The organism is Marinobacter sp., assembly GCF_048269445.1.
Taxonomy (GTDB): Bacteria; Pseudomonadota; Gammaproteobacteria; order Pseudomonadales; family Oleiphilaceae; genus Marinobacter.
The window spans coordinates 534,557-552,983 of sequence record NZ_JBLXIQ010000003.1 but is presented as its reverse complement, the minus strand read 5'-3'; the positions used below and the strand labels follow the sequence as shown (position 1 = coordinate 552,983).

The window sequence follows — 18,427 nt, the reverse complement described above, 5'->3', positions numbered from 1 at the left end:
TAAGTGCTTTTTGCTAACCAGGAGATCCGCCATGCATGTATTCATTGCAGGAGCCAACGGGCAAATCGGGCAACACCTGTTGCGGGAAATGGCAGACAGCGATCACGAGGCGCGGGCTTTGATCCGGCACCCGGACCAGGGGCCGGAATTGCAGCAGTTGGGCGCGACGGAAACCGTGCTGGGCGATCTGGAGCAAGACTGCAGCGAGGCTATGAGAGGCTGCGATGCGGTTATTTTTACCGCCGGCTCAGGTCCTCATTCCGGGCCGGATAAGACCATCGATGTGGATCAGGACGGCGCTATCCGGCTGGTGGATACAGCAAGGGCCACGGGTATAAAGCGTTTTATCATGGTGAGTAGTATGGGGGCTGGAGCGCCGGAAAAGGGACCGGCGAAACTCCGTCATTACCTCCAGGCCAAACACAACGCCGATGAGCACCTGAAGCACAGCGGCCTGAATTACACCATTGTTCGTCCGGGGCAGCTGACCGATGATGACGGTACGGGCAAGGTTGCAGTGAGTGAGATGCTGGAGAGTTTCGGCAAGATTCCACGCCAGGATGTTGCTCGAGTCCTGCTGGCCGTGCTGGATGCAGAGAACACCAACAATCGTGTTTTTGAGGTGGTGTCCGGTGACACGCCGGTGTCTGAAGCACTTACAAAGTTGTAACGTCCACTATGCCCGACAAAGAGTTACGCACCAAATCTGATAAACAGGCGATTGATCAGTTTATCAACAAGGTCCGCACTTTGCCCAAGCACGGCGGCGGGCAGGGCAGACTGATCTTCGCCCTCGACGCCACAGCGAGCCGGGAGGCAACGTGGGATCAGGCTTGCCACCTGCAGAGTGAGTTGTTCATGGCGACCCGGGATTTGGGCGGCCTGGCCATTCAATTGTGTTACTACCGAGGTTTTGGCCAATTCAAAGCCACGAAGTTTGTCACCGGGACGGGGCAGCTGCTGGATCTGATGAACGGCGTTTCCTGTCTCGGTGGCCGCACCCAGATCAGCCGGGTGTTGGCGCATGCTGTGAAAGAAACCCGAGCCGAAGCCGTCAAGGCTGTGGTGTTTATCGGGGATTGCTGCGAGGAACCGGTGGACGAGCTCTGCCATACCGCCGGCGAGCTGGGAATGCTGAGAACCCCGGTGTTCATGTTCCATGAGGGCGCCGATGCCCACGCCAGAGCAGTGTTCCAGCAGGTCAGTAAGCTGTCTGGAGGCGCCTATGCGCCCTTTGATCGCAACAGCCCCCAGGTTCTCAAGGATCTTATGGCCGCTGTTGCGGTCTATGCTTCCGGGGGAGCCAAGGCCCTGCAAGACTTTTCCAGCCGAAGCTCCCCGGAAGTGAAGCGCCTGACCCGGCAGATCAGATAGCGCTCGTTTCAATCCATCATTAAGCCATCGATGGGCCGATGAGCCCGGGGTATCTGAGTGCCATTAACGCTACTGGTTATCGTCATGTCGGTTGTCGCGTGGGTCTGGCTGCGCAACCAGCCGCCCAGCCAACGCAAACCGGCTATCATAAAGCTAGCGTTCATCGCCGGCATCGCGGTAGTGATCCTTATGGCCCTAACTGGCCGGTTGCACGTCCTGTTTGCCTTGCTGGCGTTTCTTTACCCGCTGCTGCGAAGACTGCTTCCATCTCTGCTAGGCGGGGGTGTGGCAGGTGCCGGAACGGGCGACGCAAAAGCCAATCCGGGCAACCAATCCCATGTTTCCAGCGAGATTCTCGAGATGACTCTGGACCATGACTCCGGAGCCATGAGCGGCAAGATCCTGAAAGGGCCTATGGCCGGGCGAGAGCTGGCGGATCTGGGCGAGAGCGAATTTCTTGAGCTGTTGCGATACTGCCGGGAGCATGATGAAGACTCTGCCCGGCTACTGGAAACCTACCTTGACCGTCGGTTTGGAGACTCCTGGCGTGCTGACGACGAGGCTGCCGGCAGGACGTCTGGCGCGGGTGGCAGTTCCGGTAAGGCCGGCGGGCCGCTGACAGAGAGCGAAGCCCTGGACATCCTTGGGCTGGAAGCCGGTGCAAGCCGTGAAGAGATCATCCAGGCTCACCGCCGGATGATGCAGAAACTGCACCCGGACCATGGCGGAAGCAACTATCTGGCGGCTCGTATCAATGAGGCCAAAGAGTGCCTTCTAGGCTGACTTCCCACCTCTGATCCAAGATCTTCGGACAATTCAGTCTCTGCTTTATGGCTTAAGCTTTAAAAGTCTTATAATTCAACAATGTAAAGAAGTATTTTTATGTTTTTAATGGTTTTGCGGGCTAAAATAAGAACATTTTGCGGGACGATTTCCTGTTAAAGCTAAAAATTAAGGCCAAAATAACTAGCTCATTGGGAAGTTTGAGAGTTTTCACTAAAAAATCTAGGGTACACTTTTTATACATTCTTCCAGACGCTTGGAAGTTGTTTAAATAATGACGCGAACAAGAATAAGAGAGGCAAACTATGATCAGGAAGTTAGCAACAGTAGTGCTCGCCTGTGTTGCGGTAGGCTCCATGAATGCTTCAGCCGACCAGCTGGACACGGTGATCCAACGAGGCACATTGAACTGCGGTGTGGTTCTCGATTTTCCACCCATGGGCTATTTCGACAAAGACAATAATCCTGCAGGGTTCGATGTAGATTATTGTAACGATCTGGCCACCGCCCTGGGTGTGGACGTAAATGTACTTAACCTTACCTGGGGTGACCGAATCCCATCGCTCGTTTCCGGAAAAACCGATGTGGTTATCGGCTCAACCTCCGATACGCTGGAGCGCGCCAAATCCGTCGGCTTTACCTACCCGTACTTCGTCTTCAAGTTCCAGGTGATTTCTCCGAAAAATAAGCAAATCAGTTCGTTTGATGATCTCAAGAACCTGAAAGTGGGTGCTGCACTGGGGACAACCTACGAAACTGAATACCTCGCCTATGCCGAAAAAAACGGTTGGGGAACCGACAATTACACAGCGTTCAAATCTGAAAACGACGCATTCCTGGGCTTGTATCAGGGTAAAGTGGACGCGATCATCTCAACCAACACCAATATCGCGACCAAGCTTCAGAGTGAAGAGTTCGAAGATTTTGTTGCAGGTCCCTTTGTGCCCAAGTATGACGACGTCGTCGGCCTGATCGCAAAAAGAAGCGAAGGCGCCTGGATCAATTACCTGAACCTGTTCCTGATTCACCAGATTCGCGATGGTAATCTGGACAAGCGTTACAACCAACACTTCGGCTCAGACGCTCCTGCAGATCTGATTCAGGCCTTGAGAGATAATAAGTAATCAGCCTATCGACAGCCGCCTGTAGGGCAGTTGTCCAAATTACTTATCGAAAAGCGCGCCGCAAATAGCTTTGCGGCAGTGCTTCGTACTCTGACCGGTGCCTTGACTGGGCGCTCATCAGAGCCCTCTTAAACCACAGAAAGTGGCCAAGGTATGGATTATGAATTTCACTGGAACGTCGTGTTCCAGACAATGCCTGAGTTGCTGAACGGAGCTTTTGTAACCCTGCACGTCTCCGTGCTCGCAATGCTCCTCGGTATCGTGATTGCAATACTGTTGGCCATTGCCAAGATGAACAACAGTAAGCCCTTTTGCTATGTTGCTACGGTATGGGTTGAGATAGCCCGAAATACCCCGGCACTTTTTCAGATCTATATGGCGTATTTCGGGCTGGGGGCTTTTGGCATTCATTTAAGTCCCTATGTAGCGGTCCTGAGCGCCCTGGTATTTATCAACGCAGGGTACCTGACCGAGACTTTCCGGGGTGGGTTTCAGTCGATCCCCAGCACCCAGTACAGTGCCTCCAAATCTCTGGGTATGACCAGCATCCAGGTGTATCGATACATCATCCTTCCGCAAATGCTCAGGCGTATCTATCACCCGATGACTAACCAGTTTGTCTGGTCCATCCTGATGAGCTCGCTGGGAATTCTGGTTGGAATGAGTGAGCTGTCGGGAACGACCCAGAGGCTGCAGTCACTGTCATTTCGGACGCTCGAGTTTTTCATTGTGGCAGCGGTTATGTACTTCATCATCACCAAGCTGGTGCTGATCAGTTCATCACTCATTTCCCGCAAGCTGTTCAGGGGGGAAATCTGATGAACTCCTTATTCACGCCTCTGTCCTGGAACGATACGGGTTTTATTCTTACCGGTGTCATGAATACGGTGACCATCTCCGTATTGGCTATTGTGTTGGGAACCCTGCTCGGTTTGATCGTCGGTTTTATTCGCGCTGAAAGCAACAAGCTGGTTAACACGCTGTTTGGTGGGCTGCTGGATATGCTTAGAAGCGTACCGCTGATTATTCAGCTGGTTCTTTTTTCAACCTTTGTGGGCGCGGCAGGATACCCGCTAGATCCGTTTATGGCTGGCTCCATCGTCCTTTCACTGTATACCATGGCCTTCATGAGTGAGGTCTTTCGTAGTGGCTTCGAGAGTGTGCCTGTATCCATGCAAACAGCAGCTCGTTCGTTGGGTATGAACCGCTGGCAAACAATTTTCCATATTCGCCTGCCTATTGGTTTGCGCGCGGTCTTTCCCTCCTGGCTGGGTGTTGCCCTGAGTGTGATCAAAGACTCCGCCCTGGTTTCTGTGATTGGTTATATGGAACTGCTACGCACGTCTGAGCAGCTTATCTCCCGTACCCAGCAACCACTGGAGATTCTGATCGGTGTTGGTATCTTTTATTTTATTATTTCATACCCCTTATCTTCATATGGTCGGTATGTTGAGAGGAAAATGGCAATATGATTAGTATCCAGAATGTCCATAAATCCTTTGGTGATCTTGAAGTTCTTAAAGGCGTCAGTCTGGATGTCGACAATGGCGAAGTGCTGAGTATTATCGGTGGCTCCGGCAGTGGTAAGTCAACCCTGCTGTACTGCATCAATGCCATAGAGACAATCCACAAGGGCAAGATCATCGTGGATGATATTGATGTCCACAGCAAAGAAACCAACAAGGATAAACTGCGTCAGAAACTGGGGATGGTCTTTCAGCAATGGAATTCCTTTCCTCATCTGACCGTGCTGGAAAACGCGGCTCTTGCACCCCGAATCGTCAAAAAAATGGGCAAGGAAGAAGCGATCGAAATCGCTAAAAAGGAACTTGAGCATGTTGGTCTGGGGGATAAGTTTGATGTTTACCCGACTAAAATGTCTGGAGGCCAGCAGCAGCGCCTGGCGATTGCCCGCGCCCTTGCCATGAAGCCCGATTACATGCTTTTTGATGAGGTTACATCTGCCCTTGATCCCGAGTTGGTGGGAGAAGTTCTGGATACTTTGCGCCTTTTGGCGGATGAGGGGATGACCATGATCTGCGTGACACATGAAATGAGCTTCGCCCGCGATGTGTCTGATCGCGTGGCTTACTTTCATGAAGGCGTTATTGCGGAGATTGGCGAGGCTAAACAGGTTATTACGGACCCGCAAAACCCGTTAACCCAGAAATTCCTTTCAAAAGTGCGTTGATAAGTTGTTGCTGATTTGACTAATTCAGGGGTCGAGCCGAATACTCGACCCCTTTGAGCGGACGAATCCGTGCCAGATCAGCTTTCTCTACGATGGGCCCGCTTCCACTCGCGACAGAAACTCCCCGATATGCTCGAACGCATCTTCCGCCTCCGGTAACAGGGGCGTAAACAGATGCCAAACATGAACCATGTCAGGCCAGGTTTTCAATTCCACCGGTGAGCCAGCCGCCCGCGCTTTCTCTACATACCGCTGGGCGTTTTCCAGCAAGAGTTCCGACTCGCTGACGTGAATCAGTGTCGGCGGCAGACCGTGTAATTTCCCACGCAGGGGTGATGCCATCGGGCTGGTGGGCAATACCCGCAAGCCCAGAACGGTTCCCCACCACAGCAACGGCGGCGGTATCCGAGCCAGCTTTTTCACAGTCGGTCCCAGCATGGCATCAGTATTCAGATTCTCCCGTCTGCCCAGTGAGGTCAGCATCAGTTCGGTGGAGGGTGACAAGGCGATCGCGGCGGTCGGTAGTTCTAGGCCCTGGTCCCGTGCCCAGGCGAGCAGTCCCAGGACATGGCTGCCGCCAGCAGAGTCGCCCGCGACCACCAGGAAATCGGCCGGAGACTTCCCGTCCGGCCCGTTGTCCAGAATCCAGCGATAGGCCTGCCGGCAGTCGATAATCCCGTCCAGGTACCGGTTCTCCGGCATCAAGCGGTAATCGATAGCGAATACGCTGGCCTGGGCAAGCCGCGACAACCGATCCGTAATGGCGCGATGGCTTTTGGGGCTGCCGGCGATCCAGGAGCCGCCGTGGATATAGAGAATGCGGCGTTCAGGTTTTGCACCGGGCGCGACGACCCATTCTCCCCTGGGGGAGCCGCTGACAGGGAAAAGGATTTCCGAGGTCAGCTCCAGACCATCGCTCATGCTGTCCATATAGTCTCGCAAGGCCTTTACACGAGCGCGGCCATGAAGGCCCTCAGCTGCGGCGTGCATACCCCTGACCATTTCAAGCACCTGTTGGTGAACCTCATTTTGCTGCTCGCGGGTGGATGCTTCGGCGTCATCCCGGGCATTGCGACTCCGGCGGAGGATAAACACCACGACAGCAATCAACGCGACCATGATCAGTCCAAACCACACCATGGCGAACCAGGCGATTCCGAATATCATACAGAGCCTTTATCGGATTTCTTTGCCTTGTTCTATCATCCTGGGGATAGCCGGGACAGCTTTATTTCTCAACCGTGTCGAACGTCCTCTATTCCAAAACCCGCAAACAGCCAAGAGGCTGTCCAGGCCGCTATCAAGAGATCGGAAACCCTCCACCAGCGGGTGGTGGGGCTCCAGTTTCGAATTCCATCAACAATCTGGATCGTGGTGCCAACGGTTCGGGGCGTGTCAATCAACAGCCCTGGCTCGATCTGCAGCCGCAGCTTGAAACATGGCCAGTAACTTCGTCGCCATCGGCATCACGAGTCTGTTCCATTGAGCACGCGACTAACCTAAGATTGGTTTCAATAAAAAGTCTACCGGGTAGGGGCGTTTTCGTGTTTGTAAGTTTTCTTCGTCCCAAAAGTCTGTCCCAAAAAATGATGCGCGTTATTTTTTCCATCTATTTGGGCGTAGCCTGCGTGATTACAGGCATGCAGTTCCTGACTGAATACTTGAAAACGAAGGATTCAATTATTAATGAAATGAAGCAGTTGGAGCAAACGGTCCAGGTCCCTATTGCCACCAGTTTGTGGCAATACAACCAGAATCAGCTGGATGCGCTTGTCGCCGGGCTGGTCAAAATGCCCATTATTTCGGGCATCGATGTTTTAGATAAACACGCCAGAAACATGATTTCCAAAAGAGCCTATGCTCCGGATTCAGCTCCCATGTCGGTCTTCGATACCAAATCCGATCTAGATTGGACGCTTAACGGGAAAAAGATATTTCTTGGTTCGCTGACCCTTTATTCATCGTCAGAAGTGGTTTTGGATCGAGTCTGGTTCGGTTTTTCTTTGATTGCAATTACGGCGATCATTAAGTTGTCTGTTTTGTTTTGGCTCTTTGTTTGGGCCTTTGATCGCTATTTGGCAATCCCATTGAAAGAACTGATGTTGCAAGTGAATGAGGTTCAACTAAGCAAAAATATCAGTAAACGGATTGACCTTTCGAGCATTGAAAATAATGAACTCCGTCAACTCCAGGAACATATGAATAATATGCTATCTGCTATGGAGAGGGACCGGAACCGATTGCTGGAAGACGAACAGGCCAAGCGAAATTGGTTAGAAAGCGCCGTCAAAGAGCGTACAGAGGAATTACAAATTTCGAATGAAAAACTCAAAGATCTGGCTACAAGGGATTCTTTGACTGGCGTATTAAACCGGGGAAGTTTCTTTGAAACTGCGCAGCACTTCCTTGTTCTTTCCAAGCGTCAAAAATCGACTGCGTCCTTTGTGTTGATGGATTTGGATCACTTTAAGGTGGTCAACGATACCTATGGTCATTTCATCGGAGACCAAGTACTTATTCATTTTACGAAAACCATCAATAAATTTTTGAGAAAGTCTGATCTTGTCGGTCGACTTGGAGGCGAGGAATTTGCAATATTTCTCCCTGATACAGGAATTGATGACGCCTTCCGGCTTGCCGATAAAATGCGCAAGGCCATTAGAAATTCACTGGTCGAGGTTGACGGTAAAGCCATCACTTACACAGTGAGCGTGGGAGTTGAGGCATCCGAGCTACAAGATCATTCAATTGACGACCTGTTCAAACGGGTCGACGTCAAACTTTATGGCGCTAAAGACAAGGGCCGGGATCGTGTCGAAATGTAAAGAAGGATTCCTGATATTTTCACTTATGTTCTTGCTGACAGAAACCGGAATGGCCGATGTCAGTCGGACCGGGACTTTGAGGGTTTGCTATGATCAGTGGGCCCCGATGACAATCTTCCCATCAGAAGGTTCGCCCGGGCGGGGTGTGGTCATAGATATGGTGGATAAAATCTACACATCAGCAGGCTATGAACCGGAATATTATGAAGTTCCTCTGGCGAGAGGGCTGGATATGGTAGCCGATGGTCTTTGTGATATGTTGCCAGAATACCTGTTTTCAAAGAGTTCGGAAAAGTACTTTGAATACGCTGCTGAAGAGACATTTTCATACACAACCGCCTTTGTCGTCAGGCAAAACGATCCCTGGCGCTATGAGGGAATTGAGTCAATAAAAGGCAAGCGTATCGCAACAGGGCCAGGCTGGGATTACAGCTCAATGAGCGTTGACTATCAGGAATATATCAATGATCCGAAAAACTCGAGCTTCGTTGAAGTGATCGCAGGTTATGACGACGTGGTTGATCGAATCTTTCATATGATTAACGACAAAAGAGTCGACTTATACGCAGATAATGAGCTTGTTCTTCAGCATGTTTTAAATCGGCTGAACCTGAATGGTGATCTTAAAATCGTACGCCCCGGCTTGGAGAAGAAGCTGGTTGAGAGGCCAATTTTTTCAAAAAAAATCGCCGAAGAAAAAAGGCAGGAACTTATAAGAATTTGGGACGAGGGGCGCTTGTTGATGAAGGGCAAAGACGAGGAAATGCTGCTCAGAAAGTATAACGTCACATTTCAAGAATAGTTCCAGCACCCATCCAGGTATCATCTGGAGTAAGGTATGTTTTGGCTTGCGGGCTCAGTGTCTGGTTAACGCGAAACTCAGCAACCACCGATTTCCGCGCTCGATCTTCGACACCCGGTGCTGGTAGAGGTCCGGGCGAAACAGGTAGAGCCGCCCGAACAGGTTAAAAATGTTCTTCTCGCAGACGAATTGTCCACCGGCTTTGGGCTTCACCAAAACACAATTGAGTTTGTACAGCCGGCCTTCGGAAATCATGTCCACGTGGGGCACCACCTTGTGACCCTCCGGGTACCGAACCAGGTATACGTTCAGGCGCCTGGAATGAAACAGTATCCGTGTTGTTACGTTTGTTGGCATTGAATGTGTGTTCACTATTGAAGAGGTTCGATCATCAGTTTGCGTGCTCTGTCGGGTGGTGGTCAATCGTGGTCCTGGAATACCGGGGCAGGGCTCTCATCAAAATTCCCACCAAAACGCCTCTGAAACCAGGGGCGTTTTGATTTCGTTTATTCTGAAACAGACTCCCGCTTACCTTGTTTCTCCCTCTCCACTCTGACAGTTGTTCATGCAGGCCTCAGCGTCGACATCCGGCCGTGGATCTGGGTGGGTGAATCCACCCCGGTTGGGCATTTTGATTTCGGGAAGGGAGTCGGCGTCGAGGGTCGCGTCTTCCTTCACAATGCCGTTGAGATAAAGGACATAGGCGGTTACCGCATAGGTTTCATCGGGCGAGAGGCTTTGTGGCGAGTTAAACGGCATGGCACGGTGGACGTAATCGTAGAGTGTGGTGGCATAGGGCCAGTAGCTGCCCACGGTTTTGACCGGAGACTCACCTGCCAGCGTGCCCTGGCCGCCTGCCAGCCGGTCCATCGGCCCACTTTGACCGTCTGCACCGTGACAACTCTGGCATTGGGCCTGAAAGACCTCTTTGCCCTGAGCCACGCTTCCGGAGCCGTCAGGTAAGTCCTCTCCACTGGGTGGCACATCAATGTTCCAGCCGGCTATTTCCTGATCGGTGGCTTCCCGGCCCAGTCCGTAATCTTCATCCTGGGCCATAATCGTGCCGGTCCCGGCCAGGGACACAAGCACGATAGATGCGATTGTTTTATACGTGAACATTGCTGACCCCTCCATCAGAGCTGACTTCCCATGTCTGTATGGCATTCAGGTGATAAACCGACTTCAGACCTCGAACGTCAATAAGCGCCTGACGGGTGGGCTGGACGTACCCGGTTTCATCAATGGCCCGGCTCTGCAAAAGCGCGCTGCCACCCTGCCAACGCCATGGCAGCCGGAATGACGTCAGTGCCTTGGGCTCCACCGGTCCTTCGATTGTTGCCTGAGTCCAGTTTCGACCTCCGTCGGTGGAAACGTCCACCCGGGTAATCTTGCCTCGGCCAGACCAGGCAAGCCCGCGGATTTCGTAAAAGCCCTTTTCCGGAAGGGTATGCCCCGCCGAGGGGAAGGTGATAACCGACTTGGCTTCCATGACGAAGGTGAATTGACGGGCGCTTCCATCCGGCATCAAATCGGTGTATTTGGACGTTTCTTCCCGGGTCATATAAGGAGCGTCACTGACTTCAAGCCGGCGCAGCCATTTGATCTGGGTATTGCCCTCAAAGCCAGGCAGGATGAGCCGCAAAGGATAGCCCTGCTCGGGCCGTAAGGCCTCGCCATTCTGTGAATAGGCCACCAGCGCATCGTCCATGGCCTTTTCCATAGGAATGCTGCGGGTCATCGCGGCGGCATCGGCTCCCTCTGCCAGAATCCACGAGGCCTTATCCCGGACACCGGCGGCCCGCAGAAGTGTCGACAGGGGTACACCTGTCCATTCACAGCAACTGAGCAGGCCATGAGTGTCCTGAACCGTCTTGCCGGTGGGTTTTTTCCATTCGGTCAGAGTGTTTCCGGAACACTCCAGGAAACGTTTCATTGAGACCTGGGGGAAACGCTTGATCTCCGCCATGTCGAAGATCATCGGCTTATCAACCATACCGTGCAGCATCAGTTGGTGCTGTTCCGGATCGATATCCGGAACCCCGCCGTGATGACGTTCAAAGACCAGCCCATTGGGAGTAATGGTGCCGTTCAGATCCTGTAAGGGGGTAAAACTCCAGGAAGATGTTTTGGTGGGGGTCAGGTCCGTGGGTGTACGGACGACACCGTCCTCAAATCTGGAAGGCCGGCCATAGGATGGTGAGAGGATAGGTTCACCCTGTACCAGGCTCCATTCCGGCACATTGGGTGCCCGGTTTGCGCCTGCATCACTCGCTGCCAGTGCCTGACTGATTGGTAAAGGTAAGCTGGCTGCCCCTATCACGCCCAGGGACCGTTTGAGGAATTGTCTTCGTTCTAGCTGTCCATCCGTGCTGTTATCCTTAGCCATAGTTCATTCCCTCGTTGTTTTTACTGCGGCCAATCCGTTGCACCAGATGCTCAGGGTCCGTCATCGATTGCCGGAACAGCACCGGCTGACAAGCCCTGTACAAGTTTTGATCAGATGCCTATTAATGGGTTAGCAGTGGTCCTGATTCCTGTCAAACAGGATGCCGAAGTGGGACAGGTTTCTTTCTTGCAGGGTTGCCTTGCGTAGTTGCGATGCAATTCAGTTGGTACCGCCAAGTTGAGACGAAGGCGGCGGATTCTGCCCGGGATGCGGTGACTGATGCGGACGTAGTGTTCACCATGCTCAGTGCTCCGGAAGTGGTCGAAAAGGTTGCCTTTGGCGATGATGGTTTTATCGGCGCCATGAGGGAGGGCGCGCTCTGGGTTAATTGCTCCACGGTGAATCCTTCCTATACCCGCGAATGCAATGAACGGTCCCGCGCCCGGGGCTTGCGCTTCCTTGATGCGCCAGTGGCGGGGACAAAAATGCCCGCAGAAACGGGTGATCTGACGTTCCTGCTTGGGGGGGAATCCTCCGACATTGATCAGGTTCGGCCGTTGCTTGAGAACATGGGCCAGAAAGTTCTCCACGTTGGGCCGGCCGGTCAGGGCAGTGCCTTCAAGATGCTGGTGAACGCGTTGCTTGCCCAGAGCATGCTGGTGTATGCCGAAACTGCCCTGCTGGGGGAAAAACTTGGATTCAGCCGGGATTTCCTGATGGATACCTTGCCGAATCTGCCGGTAACAGCGCCCTTCCTGAAGGGTAAGGCAGGGCTCATCAAGGAGGGTAATTACGAGGCCCAGTTCCCGCTGGAGCTGATGCTCAAGGATTTGCAGCTTCTGGATGTGACCGCCTACGAACAGAAACAGCCGCTGTTCCTGGCCGGTCTGGCCAAATCGGTCTATGGACAGGCCAACCGCGCCGGCCACGGCCGTGATGATTTTGCGGCGGTGTTCGACTACCTGGAAAAGCTTGGTTAGGCCCTTGCAAAAAGGCAGAGCGACAGTCCCTGATCGCTCTGCCTGACGGTTCGGGTTATTTCAAGAGGCGCGAACCACGGTATTCCATGTCGTTCTTGATCTTGCCAAGCCCTTTGCCTTTGTCGGTTCCGTTCACGGCAGAGGTGGTCATGGCGAAGGTCAACACGGAGTGTGCGACCGCATCGGACATCTCATCAAGCGCTTGCAGACTTATATTGTCAAAGGTGTCGCAGGCCAGGTGATAGCAGGGGTCGTACTGTTCACCTGCAGTGCCACCGTAAAGGGCGGCTTCGTCCGGAGTTTTGATCCCCTCCGCACCGGTGAACAATCCACCCGCCGGGATGCCAACGGCAATAAACGGTCCGTAATCGGAACGGCCATCGAACGCGGTAGGCTCGACCGGTAAGGACACTTCCTCAAAGTACTCAAGGAAGACGCTTTCGATGGTTTTGGAGCCATTCGGGCCGGCCAGGGGGGTATCTGAACCGTCGCCGTCGTAGACGAAGCGGACGAAGTTGGGCGAGCCGATCATGTCGAAGTTGAGATTCAGCGCAATGTCCTTGATTTCACGATCACTCAACTGATCAACATAGTATTGTGCGCCCAGCAAGCCAGCTTCTTCCGCTCCCCACCAGGCGAAGCGAACCTGGTTTCTGGGGCTGATGTGCTGTTCTGCCATCTGGATCGCGGTTTCCAGTATGGCGGCCGAACCACTACCGTTATCCTGGATGCCTGGCCCTTCTGCTACTGAGTCCAGGTGCGCTCCAACCACTACCACGCGATCATCACGGCCCTCAGGCGAGTTGGCGATGACGTTTGATGTGGTGCGGATCTCCGAGCTGGCATCCACACTCAGATTGACTTCAACGCCACCGGCGGCGAGCTCAACTCCGACCTCGAACGCGGCCCCGACCACCGGTACCGTAATACCCGGACCCCCGAGTGTCCCCAGGAAGTTGTCTCTTCGCCCGGGCTGACCCTCGTTGAAAATGATCACACCGCTGGCACCCGCAGCTTCGGCATTCTGGGCCTTCTGAGCAAAGGAACAGGAACCTCTCTGGACCACGGCAATGTTTCCGGCCGTGAAGCCGGAGAAATCGGCAGCCTCACAGCCACTGGTTGAGGTATTGGCGTCTGTGGCGGGGGGCAGGGCCAGATCCACTCCTTCTGCAACCGCTGTTACGTCGCCGCTACCGGAATAGGTCATGGTGGCAAAGCCATTGTCGCCAAAGTACTCGTAAACGGTTGGAGTGGGCGCCAACTGCTCCAGCGTCGCGGGGCTGATCTCTTCGAAGAATGGGTAGTCGAACTCCTGAATGGTAACGTCGTACCCTGCAGCGGTCATCTGCCCGACTACGTAGTCCACGGACGCCTGGTAGCCGGGAGAGGAGGCCTCACGGGTTCCATTGTGGGCATCCGCGGCTGCCTGTAAGGCGGCCTGGTGGCTCCTAACCCCTTCCACGGTAACGGCTTCCCGGAGTGTGTAGGTCTCGACGCCGGTAGCTGCGTAGGCGGGTAAGCCGGCCGTAGCTGCGATCACAGCTATGGCCAGAGGTGAACGTCTTGGCTGTGTTTTTAACATGAATGGTGCTCCGTGCTGATTTGTTTTTATCTTTCCCTGGAAACAACTCGCATTTTCGCGCCGCAGAGATTTCTGTGGCGAATTAAGCGTATCAGCTTAGAGGGATACCGCCAGTTTCGGTCATAGGATCTTTGATGGACCGTCATGGCTTGCCTCCAATTGGCGCGGGAGCGGCATTGCCCGGGTTATGTTCCCGGGGCAGCAGGCAATTTTCGACTAGACTCTACGGATGATTTTCTCTGACAAGGAGCGCTGTCATGGCCATCACCGAATCGGGCGAGCGTGATCTCGTGTTTTATACCAACCCCATGTCCCGCGGACGGATCGTTCGCTGGATGCTGGAGGAACTGGGAGTGGACTATCGGCAGGTTCTGGTCGACTACGACACCCAGATGAAAGCCAGCGATTACCTGGCCATAAACCCCATGGGTAAGGTACCGGCGCTTGTCCACCGGGGCCGGGTAGTAACGGAATGCGCTGCCATTTGCGCCTATCTGGCGGATGCCTTTCCCGATGCGGGCCTGGCACCAGACTTGCCGGACCGCGCAGCCTACTATCGCTGGCTATTCTTTGCAGCCGGCCCCCTGGAAGCGGCCGTTATGGATCGGGTGCTGAAGGTCACCGTTCGCAAGGACCAGGAACGGATGGTTGGCTACGGCACCTACGAAAGAACCATTGATACCCTGGCGACTGCGGTGTCAGCAACAGACTATGTGGCCGGTGACCGTTTCACCGCTGCAGATGTTTACGTGGGCTCACATCTTATGTGGGGCATGGAGTTTGGTTCGATTCCCAGGCGGCCGGAGTTTGAAACCTATGTGGCCAGGCTGGTCAATCGTCCGGCCCTTGTTGCAGCGAAGGCAGTTGATGACGAACTGGCGGGGGACTTACCAGGCGAGGACTAGGGGGCGCCATGAAATATCCACTTCTGCCTATATATCCAATTCCATAAGCATGCTAAAACGTCTCGCCCAGCGGTTGCCCGGACTTTTTTGAGCACCCGGGCACTCTTCCGTTCATCAGAGATTTCAGCATGTCAGACAAATTTTTCTTCAAAGGCCGGCAGGATGCGCGCCAGCACCACACCGCGTACGGCGGTTTCCAGACCAATGCCAGTCAGAAGAGTGGCAGCAAGAAGTTCCCGTTAACGCTGGTGGTTACCAGTGAAGCGCGCAAGCAAGAGATTGAAGCCCTGGTGGCCGAGGCCAAGCTGCATGCGAATATTACGGTTGATGCGCGCGAGGAGGCTGTCGAATCCATCGCCGAATTGACTGCACTTCTGAATAAAGGGGCGACAGTTACCACGGTGAAATTGCCCTCCCGAAATGATCCTTGCAGCTGCGGCAGTGGTCTTAAATTCAAGAAGTGCTGTGGCTGACAGCGATCAGGCTATTGAGAGCAAGGAGCGCAAAACCATGATTATTTGTGGAGTGGAACTGACCGGCAGCGATGCGGTGCTGTGTCTGCTGAAACTGGATCGAGGGCAGTTCAGCTTGCCGGAGTGCAAGGTACGCAAGCTGTCGCTGGCCAAAAACCACACCCGTGAAGACCTGAAACAGTTCCAGGCGGCATTTTCTGAATTGATGGTTGAGCATGGGGTGAGCAGCGTTGCGATCAAGGAGCGGATGCCGAAGGGCAAGTTTGCCGGTGGCGCCATCAGCTTCAAGCTGGAGGCAGCCATTCAGCTGATTCCTGGCGCCGAGTTGGACGTCAGGTTGCTTCCACCTGCGCTGATCAAATCCACGCTGGCTGCCAACCCGCTGCCCATCCCGTTTGCGGAGACCGGATTAAAGGCCTTTCAGGAAACGGCCTTTACCGCCGCGTACGTGGCTCACATGGCGAAATAGCCGCTTCCCCATCGTTGACAAAACCCCCTCCCTTGCCAAAGCTTGTAGTGAGCAGTCAGTGGATTCTTTGTTCGCTGATTGGCAATCAGGGAAGGTTTCCTTATGGACAATGTTGGCGATGCCTCGGTCATCACACGGGAAGGCTTGCAGTGTTTGCTGGATGCATTGGTTGAGCGCGGGTATACCGTTGTAGGACCGACTGTTCGCGACCAGGCTATCGTGTACGATGAGCTCGCCCGCACCGAAGAGCTTCCCGCCGGTTGGACGGATGAACAGGATGGTGGTCATTACCGACTGAAACGGCGGCCGGATGAGGCATTGTTCGGCTATGCCGTGGGCCCCCATAGCTGGAAACGTTTTCTTCACCCACCGAAGGTTTCCTTGTGGCAGGCGACTCGTAACGGAGACGAACTGCGCTTTGCTCCTGTCCGAAATGATCCGCCCCGATACGCGTTCTTAGGGGTGCGCGCCTGTGAGTTGGCAGCGATCGGAATCCAGGATCGTGTATTGCTGGGGGACGACTATGCCGACCCCCATTACCGCTCGCGTCGTGAGCGGGCTTTTATGGTGGCGATCAACTGCTCCGACGCTGGAGGCACCTGCTTTTGCGATTCCATGGGCACCGGACCTGACGTCAGAGACGGGTATGACCTTGTGCTCACCGAGCTTCTGGCCGACGACAAACACCTTTTCCTTATTCGATCCGGCTCAGAGGCGGGCGCGGCAATTCTGGCCGGGTTACCGCGGCAGCCTGCGACAGACGCGCATCACGCTGTTGCAACTGACGTGGTGGAGAACACCCGGCGCCAGATGGGCCGGAGCATGCCACAAACCGCCATTCCTGCCTTACTCATGGATAACCTGGAACACCCGCGCTGGGCCGAAGTGGCCGACCGGTGTTTGAGTTGTGCGAACTGCACCATGGTGTGTCCGACATGCTTCTGCACCACGGTGGAAGATACGTCGGACCTGGAAGGCGCCAGTGCAGAGCGCAGTCGCCGGTGGGACTCATGTTTCACGTCAGATTTTTCCTATATTCACGGCGGTAGTGTGCGTAACTCGACCTTATCCCGCTACCGCCAGTGGATGACCCACAAACTCGCTACCTGGGTGGATCAGTTCGGCACCTCAGGCTGTGTGGGGTGTGGCCGCTGCATCACCTGGTGCCCGGTTGGCATCGATATCACAGAGGAAGTTCGCGCCATTCACGATGATGTTTCATCGGGAGAAAGGGAATGAAAAGCATTGCCCAGATCGTGTGCGAGCATCCGTTCTTCCGGGGCCTGGAGAGCGATTTCTGCAATCTGGTGTGTGGCTGTGCCCGCAATGTCAGGTTCAATCCAGGGGACTATCTGTTTCGCGAAGGCGGAGACGCCGATCACCTGTACCTCATCCGCTATGGGCAGGTGGCTCTGGAAATGACTGTGCCGGGCAAGCCTGCGGTCAGTTTTCAGACACTCCATGACGGCGACCTGGCGGGCGTATCCTGGATTCTGCCCCCCTATCATTGGGCCTATGATGCACGCGCCATCACGCTGACACGGGCCATCGCGATTGACGCCCATTGCCTGAGAAAGAAGTGCGACGATGATCCGGTGCTGGGTTACGAAGTCCTGAAAAGATTATTGCCCATTCTGACCAGCCGGCTGCACGCGACACAAATGCAGGTTCTGGATGTTTATGGTGCTCCGGAGCCGCCCCAGTGATTTCAGACGATCCGATGGTTCCCCGACCGGTTCGGGTTCTGCGCCGGCAGCAGGAATTGGAAACCACCTGGACACTGGAGCTGGAGCCAGGGCCGGCCGGCGCACGACCTGGTTTGCCGGGCCAGTTCAATATGCTCTATGTGTTCGGTGTGGGGGAGGTGCCCATCAGTCTGAGTGGTGACGCTGAACAGACGGAGGCGCTGGTTCATACGGTGCGGGCGGTGGGGCCGGTTTCCAGGAAACTGGTGGCCTTGAAAACGATGGACACCGTTGGTCTTCGTGGTCCATTCGGTGCCGGCTGGCCAATGACGCAAGGGGAGGGTGCGGACTTGCTGATTGTGGCCGGCGGCCTGGGATTGGCACCCTTACGACCGGTCATTTATCACGTTTTGCGTCATCGGGAGAGATACGGTCGGGTTATCCTGCTCTATGGCACCCGTAGTCCCCAGGATATCCTTTATTCCGCGCAACTGGAGGAGTGGCGCAAGCGTTCGGATTTTGAGGTCCATATAACCGTGGATCATGCCGGCAGCGGCTGGCAGGGTAAGGTCGGGGTTGTTCCCGCTCTGGTGCCAACCCTGGGTTTCGACCCTGAAGATACCGTGGCAATGGTGTGTGGCCCTGAAATCATGATGCGTTTCACGGTCAATGCACTGCGGGATGCCGGCGTTGACGACGAGGCGATTTATCTGTCGATGGAGCGAAATATGAAATGCGCACTCGGACACTGCGGTCACTGCCAGTTCGGAGCGACGTTTGTCTGTAAAGACGGACCGGTGCTATCGCTGGATCGGCTCCGCGGCTTACTGAGCCTCAAGGAGTTCTGA

21 protein-coding genes are annotated in these 18,427 nt (G+C 54.3%); 16 read left to right on the top strand and 5 right to left on the bottom strand.

Going from position 1 to position 18,427, the window contains the following annotated elements; genetic code table 11:
* The first annotated feature begins 31 nt into the window (after positions 1-31).
* The 7 genes from ACN0XM_RS08900 to ACN0XM_RS08870 all read left to right on the top strand — a co-directional run bounded on the left by ACN0XM_RS08900 (position 32) and on the right by ACN0XM_RS08870 (position 5,472).
* Positions 32-670 carry an SDR family oxidoreductase gene (locus ACN0XM_RS08900; RefSeq protein WP_417566570.1) on the top strand — a complete coding sequence of 213 codons (639 nt, stop codon included), beginning with the start codon at positions 32-34 and terminating at the stop codon, positions 668-670.
* Between the two features lie 8 nt (positions 671-678).
* Positions 679-1,374, top strand: coding sequence for a VWA domain-containing protein (locus tag ACN0XM_RS08895; RefSeq protein ID WP_417566569.1), 696 nt, complete (start codon positions 679-681; stop codon positions 1,372-1,374).
* 57 nt (positions 1,375-1,431) lie between these two features.
* Positions 1,432-2,157, top strand: a complete 726-nt coding sequence (locus tag ACN0XM_RS08890; RefSeq protein ID WP_417566568.1) for a molecular chaperone DnaJ — start codon at positions 1,432-1,434, stop codon at positions 2,155-2,157.
* A 305-nt stretch (positions 2,158-2,462) separates the two neighbouring features.
* The gene (locus ACN0XM_RS08885) at positions 2,463-3,281 is read left to right on the top strand and encodes a transporter substrate-binding domain-containing protein (protein WP_417566567.1); all 819 of its coding nucleotides are present in this window, start codon (positions 2,463-2,465) and stop codon (positions 3,279-3,281) included.
* 153 nt (positions 3,282-3,434) lie between these two features.
* On the top strand, positions 3,435-4,100 hold the full coding sequence (locus ACN0XM_RS08880) for an amino acid ABC transporter permease (protein WP_417566566.1): 666 nt from the start codon (positions 3,435-3,437) through the stop codon (positions 4,098-4,100).
* A complete protein-coding gene (locus tag ACN0XM_RS08875) occupies positions 4,100-4,753 on the top strand; it encodes an amino acid ABC transporter permease (RefSeq protein WP_417566565.1) in 654 nt (217 codons plus the stop codon). Before ACN0XM_RS08880 ends, ACN0XM_RS08875 begins: the two co-directional genes overlap by 1 nt.
* Positions 4,750-5,472, top strand: coding sequence for an amino acid ABC transporter ATP-binding protein (locus ACN0XM_RS08870; protein WP_417566564.1), 723 nt, complete (start codon positions 4,750-4,752; stop codon positions 5,470-5,472). The genes ACN0XM_RS08875 and ACN0XM_RS08870 overlap by 4 nt, the downstream gene beginning before the upstream one ends.
* Before the next feature lie 87 nt (positions 5,473-5,559).
* On the opposite strand, the gene ACN0XM_RS08865 is transcribed toward ACN0XM_RS08870, so the two are convergent.
* Positions 5,560-6,639 (bottom strand): alpha/beta hydrolase, encoded by a 1,080-nt coding sequence (locus tag ACN0XM_RS08865; protein WP_417566563.1) that lies wholly within the window; start codon positions 6,637-6,639, stop codon positions 5,560-5,562.
* Positions 6,640-6,713: 74 nt separating this feature from the next.
* Here ACN0XM_RS08865 and ACN0XM_RS08860 point away from each other — a divergent pair, with 74 nt between their 5' ends.
* Positions 6,714-8,297: a GGDEF domain-containing protein gene (locus tag ACN0XM_RS08860; RefSeq protein WP_417566562.1), complete on the top strand. Its 1,584-nt coding sequence runs from the start codon at positions 6,714-6,716 to the stop codon at positions 8,295-8,297.
* Positions 8,298-8,346: 49 nt separating this feature from the next.
* Complete coding sequence (locus tag ACN0XM_RS08855; RefSeq protein ID WP_417566561.1) at positions 8,347-9,099, top strand: substrate-binding periplasmic protein; 753 nt, start codon at positions 8,347-8,349, stop codon at positions 9,097-9,099.
* A 54-nt stretch (positions 9,100-9,153) separates the two neighbouring features.
* Here ACN0XM_RS08855 and ACN0XM_RS08850 read toward each other — a convergent pair whose 3' ends face one another.
* The 3 genes from ACN0XM_RS08850 to soxC all read right to left on the bottom strand — a co-directional run bounded on the left by ACN0XM_RS08850 (position 9,154) and on the right by soxC (position 11,485).
* Positions 9,154-9,456: a 2OG-Fe(II) oxygenase gene (locus ACN0XM_RS08850; protein ID WP_417566560.1), complete on the bottom strand. Its 303-nt coding sequence runs from the start codon at positions 9,454-9,456 to the stop codon at positions 9,154-9,156.
* Positions 9,457-9,627: 171 nt separating this feature from the next.
* Entirely contained in the window at positions 9,628-10,218 is a 591-nt protein-coding gene (locus ACN0XM_RS08845; protein ID WP_417566559.1) for a c-type cytochrome, read from the bottom strand.
* Entirely contained in the window at positions 10,205-11,485 is a 1,281-nt protein-coding gene (gene soxC / locus ACN0XM_RS08840) for a sulfite dehydrogenase (RefSeq protein ID WP_417566558.1), read from the bottom strand. The genes ACN0XM_RS08845 and soxC overlap by 14 nt, the downstream gene beginning before the upstream one ends.
* A 212-nt stretch (positions 11,486-11,697) precedes the next feature.
* On the opposite strand from soxC, the gene ACN0XM_RS08835 reads away from it, so the two are divergent.
* A complete protein-coding gene (locus ACN0XM_RS08835; RefSeq protein WP_417566557.1) occupies positions 11,698-12,465 on the top strand; it encodes an NAD(P)-dependent oxidoreductase in 768 nt (255 codons plus the stop codon).
* Positions 12,466-12,520: 55 nt separating this feature from the next.
* On the opposite strand, the gene ACN0XM_RS08830 is transcribed toward ACN0XM_RS08835, so the two are convergent.
* Complete coding sequence (locus ACN0XM_RS08830) at positions 12,521-14,047, bottom strand: M28 family metallopeptidase (RefSeq protein WP_417566556.1); 1,527 nt, start codon at positions 14,045-14,047, stop codon at positions 12,521-12,523.
* A gap of 257 nt (positions 14,048-14,304) precedes the next feature.
* Between ACN0XM_RS08830 and ACN0XM_RS08825 the strand changes: the two genes are divergently transcribed.
* From ACN0XM_RS08825 to ACN0XM_RS08800, 6 genes are all read left to right on the top strand, one after another.
* Complete coding sequence (locus tag ACN0XM_RS08825) at positions 14,305-14,952, top strand: glutathione S-transferase family protein (protein WP_417566555.1); 648 nt, start codon at positions 14,305-14,307, stop codon at positions 14,950-14,952.
* 128 nt (positions 14,953-15,080) lie between these two features.
* Positions 15,081-15,425 carry a PBPRA1643 family SWIM/SEC-C metal-binding motif protein gene (locus ACN0XM_RS08820; RefSeq protein ID WP_417566554.1) on the top strand — a complete coding sequence of 115 codons (345 nt, stop codon included), beginning with the start codon at positions 15,081-15,083 and terminating at the stop codon, positions 15,423-15,425.
* Positions 15,426-15,462: 37 nt separating this feature from the next.
* Positions 15,463-15,894, top strand: coding sequence for a DUF3010 family protein (locus tag ACN0XM_RS08815; RefSeq protein ID WP_417566611.1), 432 nt, complete (start codon positions 15,463-15,465; stop codon positions 15,892-15,894).
* Between the two features lie 102 nt (positions 15,895-15,996).
* Positions 15,997-17,133 (top strand): 4Fe-4S dicluster domain-containing protein, encoded by a 1,137-nt coding sequence (locus ACN0XM_RS08810; RefSeq protein ID WP_417566553.1) that lies wholly within the window; start codon positions 15,997-15,999, stop codon positions 17,131-17,133.
* Positions 17,130-17,600, top strand: a complete 471-nt coding sequence (locus ACN0XM_RS08805) for a cyclic nucleotide-binding domain-containing protein (protein ID WP_417566552.1) — start codon at positions 17,130-17,132, stop codon at positions 17,598-17,600. The genes ACN0XM_RS08810 and ACN0XM_RS08805 overlap by 4 nt, the downstream gene beginning before the upstream one ends.
* The gene (locus ACN0XM_RS08800) at positions 17,597-18,427 is read left to right on the top strand and encodes an FAD/NAD(P)-binding protein (protein WP_417566551.1); all 831 of its coding nucleotides are present in this window, start codon (positions 17,597-17,599) and stop codon (positions 18,425-18,427) included. Before ACN0XM_RS08805 ends, ACN0XM_RS08800 begins: the two co-directional genes overlap by 4 nt.

Excerpts from the sequence above, each read along its gene's own strand:
- ACN0XM_RS08900 (WP_417566570.1), top strand. The coding sequence starts at position 32 with ATGCATGTATTCATTGCAGGAGCCAACGGGCAAATCGGGCAACACCTG.
- ACN0XM_RS08895 (WP_417566569.1), top strand. The coding sequence starts at position 679 with ATGCCCGACAAAGAGTTACGCACCAAATCTGATAAACAGGCGATTGAT.
- ACN0XM_RS08885 (WP_417566567.1), top strand. The coding sequence starts at position 2,463 with ATGATCAGGAAGTTAGCAACAGTAGTGCTCGCCTGTGTTGCGGTAGGC.
- ACN0XM_RS08880 (WP_417566566.1), top strand. The coding sequence starts at position 3,435 with ATGGATTATGAATTTCACTGGAACGTCGTGTTCCAGACAATGCCTGAG.
- ACN0XM_RS08875 (WP_417566565.1), top strand. The coding sequence starts at position 4,100 with ATGAACTCCTTATTCACGCCTCTGTCCTGGAACGATACGGGTTTTATT.
- ACN0XM_RS08870 (WP_417566564.1), top strand. The coding sequence starts at position 4,750 with ATGATTAGTATCCAGAATGTCCATAAATCCTTTGGTGATCTTGAAGTT.
- ACN0XM_RS08865 (WP_417566563.1), bottom strand. The coding sequence starts at position 6,639 with ATGATATTCGGAATCGCCTGGTTCGCCATGGTGTGGTTTGGACTGATC.
- ACN0XM_RS08855 (WP_417566561.1), top strand. The coding sequence starts at position 8,347 with ATGGCCGATGTCAGTCGGACCGGGACTTTGAGGGTTTGCTATGATCAG.
- ACN0XM_RS08850 (WP_417566560.1), bottom strand. The coding sequence starts at position 9,456 with ATGCCAACAAACGTAACAACACGGATACTGTTTCATTCCAGGCGCCTG.
- ACN0XM_RS08845 (WP_417566559.1), bottom strand. The coding sequence starts at position 10,218 with ATGTTCACGTATAAAACAATCGCATCTATCGTGCTTGTGTCCCTGGCC.
- soxC (WP_417566558.1), bottom strand. The coding sequence starts at position 11,485 with ATGGCTAAGGATAACAGCACGGATGGACAGCTAGAACGAAGACAATTC.
- ACN0XM_RS08835 (WP_417566557.1), top strand. The coding sequence starts at position 11,698 with ATGCAATTCAGTTGGTACCGCCAAGTTGAGACGAAGGCGGCGGATTCT.
- ACN0XM_RS08830 (WP_417566556.1), bottom strand. The coding sequence starts at position 14,047 with ATGTTAAAAACACAGCCAAGACGTTCACCTCTGGCCATAGCTGTGATC.
- ACN0XM_RS08825 (WP_417566555.1), top strand. The coding sequence starts at position 14,305 with ATGGCCATCACCGAATCGGGCGAGCGTGATCTCGTGTTTTATACCAAC.
- ACN0XM_RS08820 (WP_417566554.1), top strand. The coding sequence starts at position 15,081 with ATGTCAGACAAATTTTTCTTCAAAGGCCGGCAGGATGCGCGCCAGCAC.
- ACN0XM_RS08815 (WP_417566611.1), top strand. The coding sequence starts at position 15,463 with ATGATTATTTGTGGAGTGGAACTGACCGGCAGCGATGCGGTGCTGTGT.
- ACN0XM_RS08810 (WP_417566553.1), top strand. The coding sequence starts at position 15,997 with ATGGACAATGTTGGCGATGCCTCGGTCATCACACGGGAAGGCTTGCAG.
- ACN0XM_RS08805 (WP_417566552.1), top strand. The coding sequence starts at position 17,130 with ATGAAAAGCATTGCCCAGATCGTGTGCGAGCATCCGTTCTTCCGGGGC.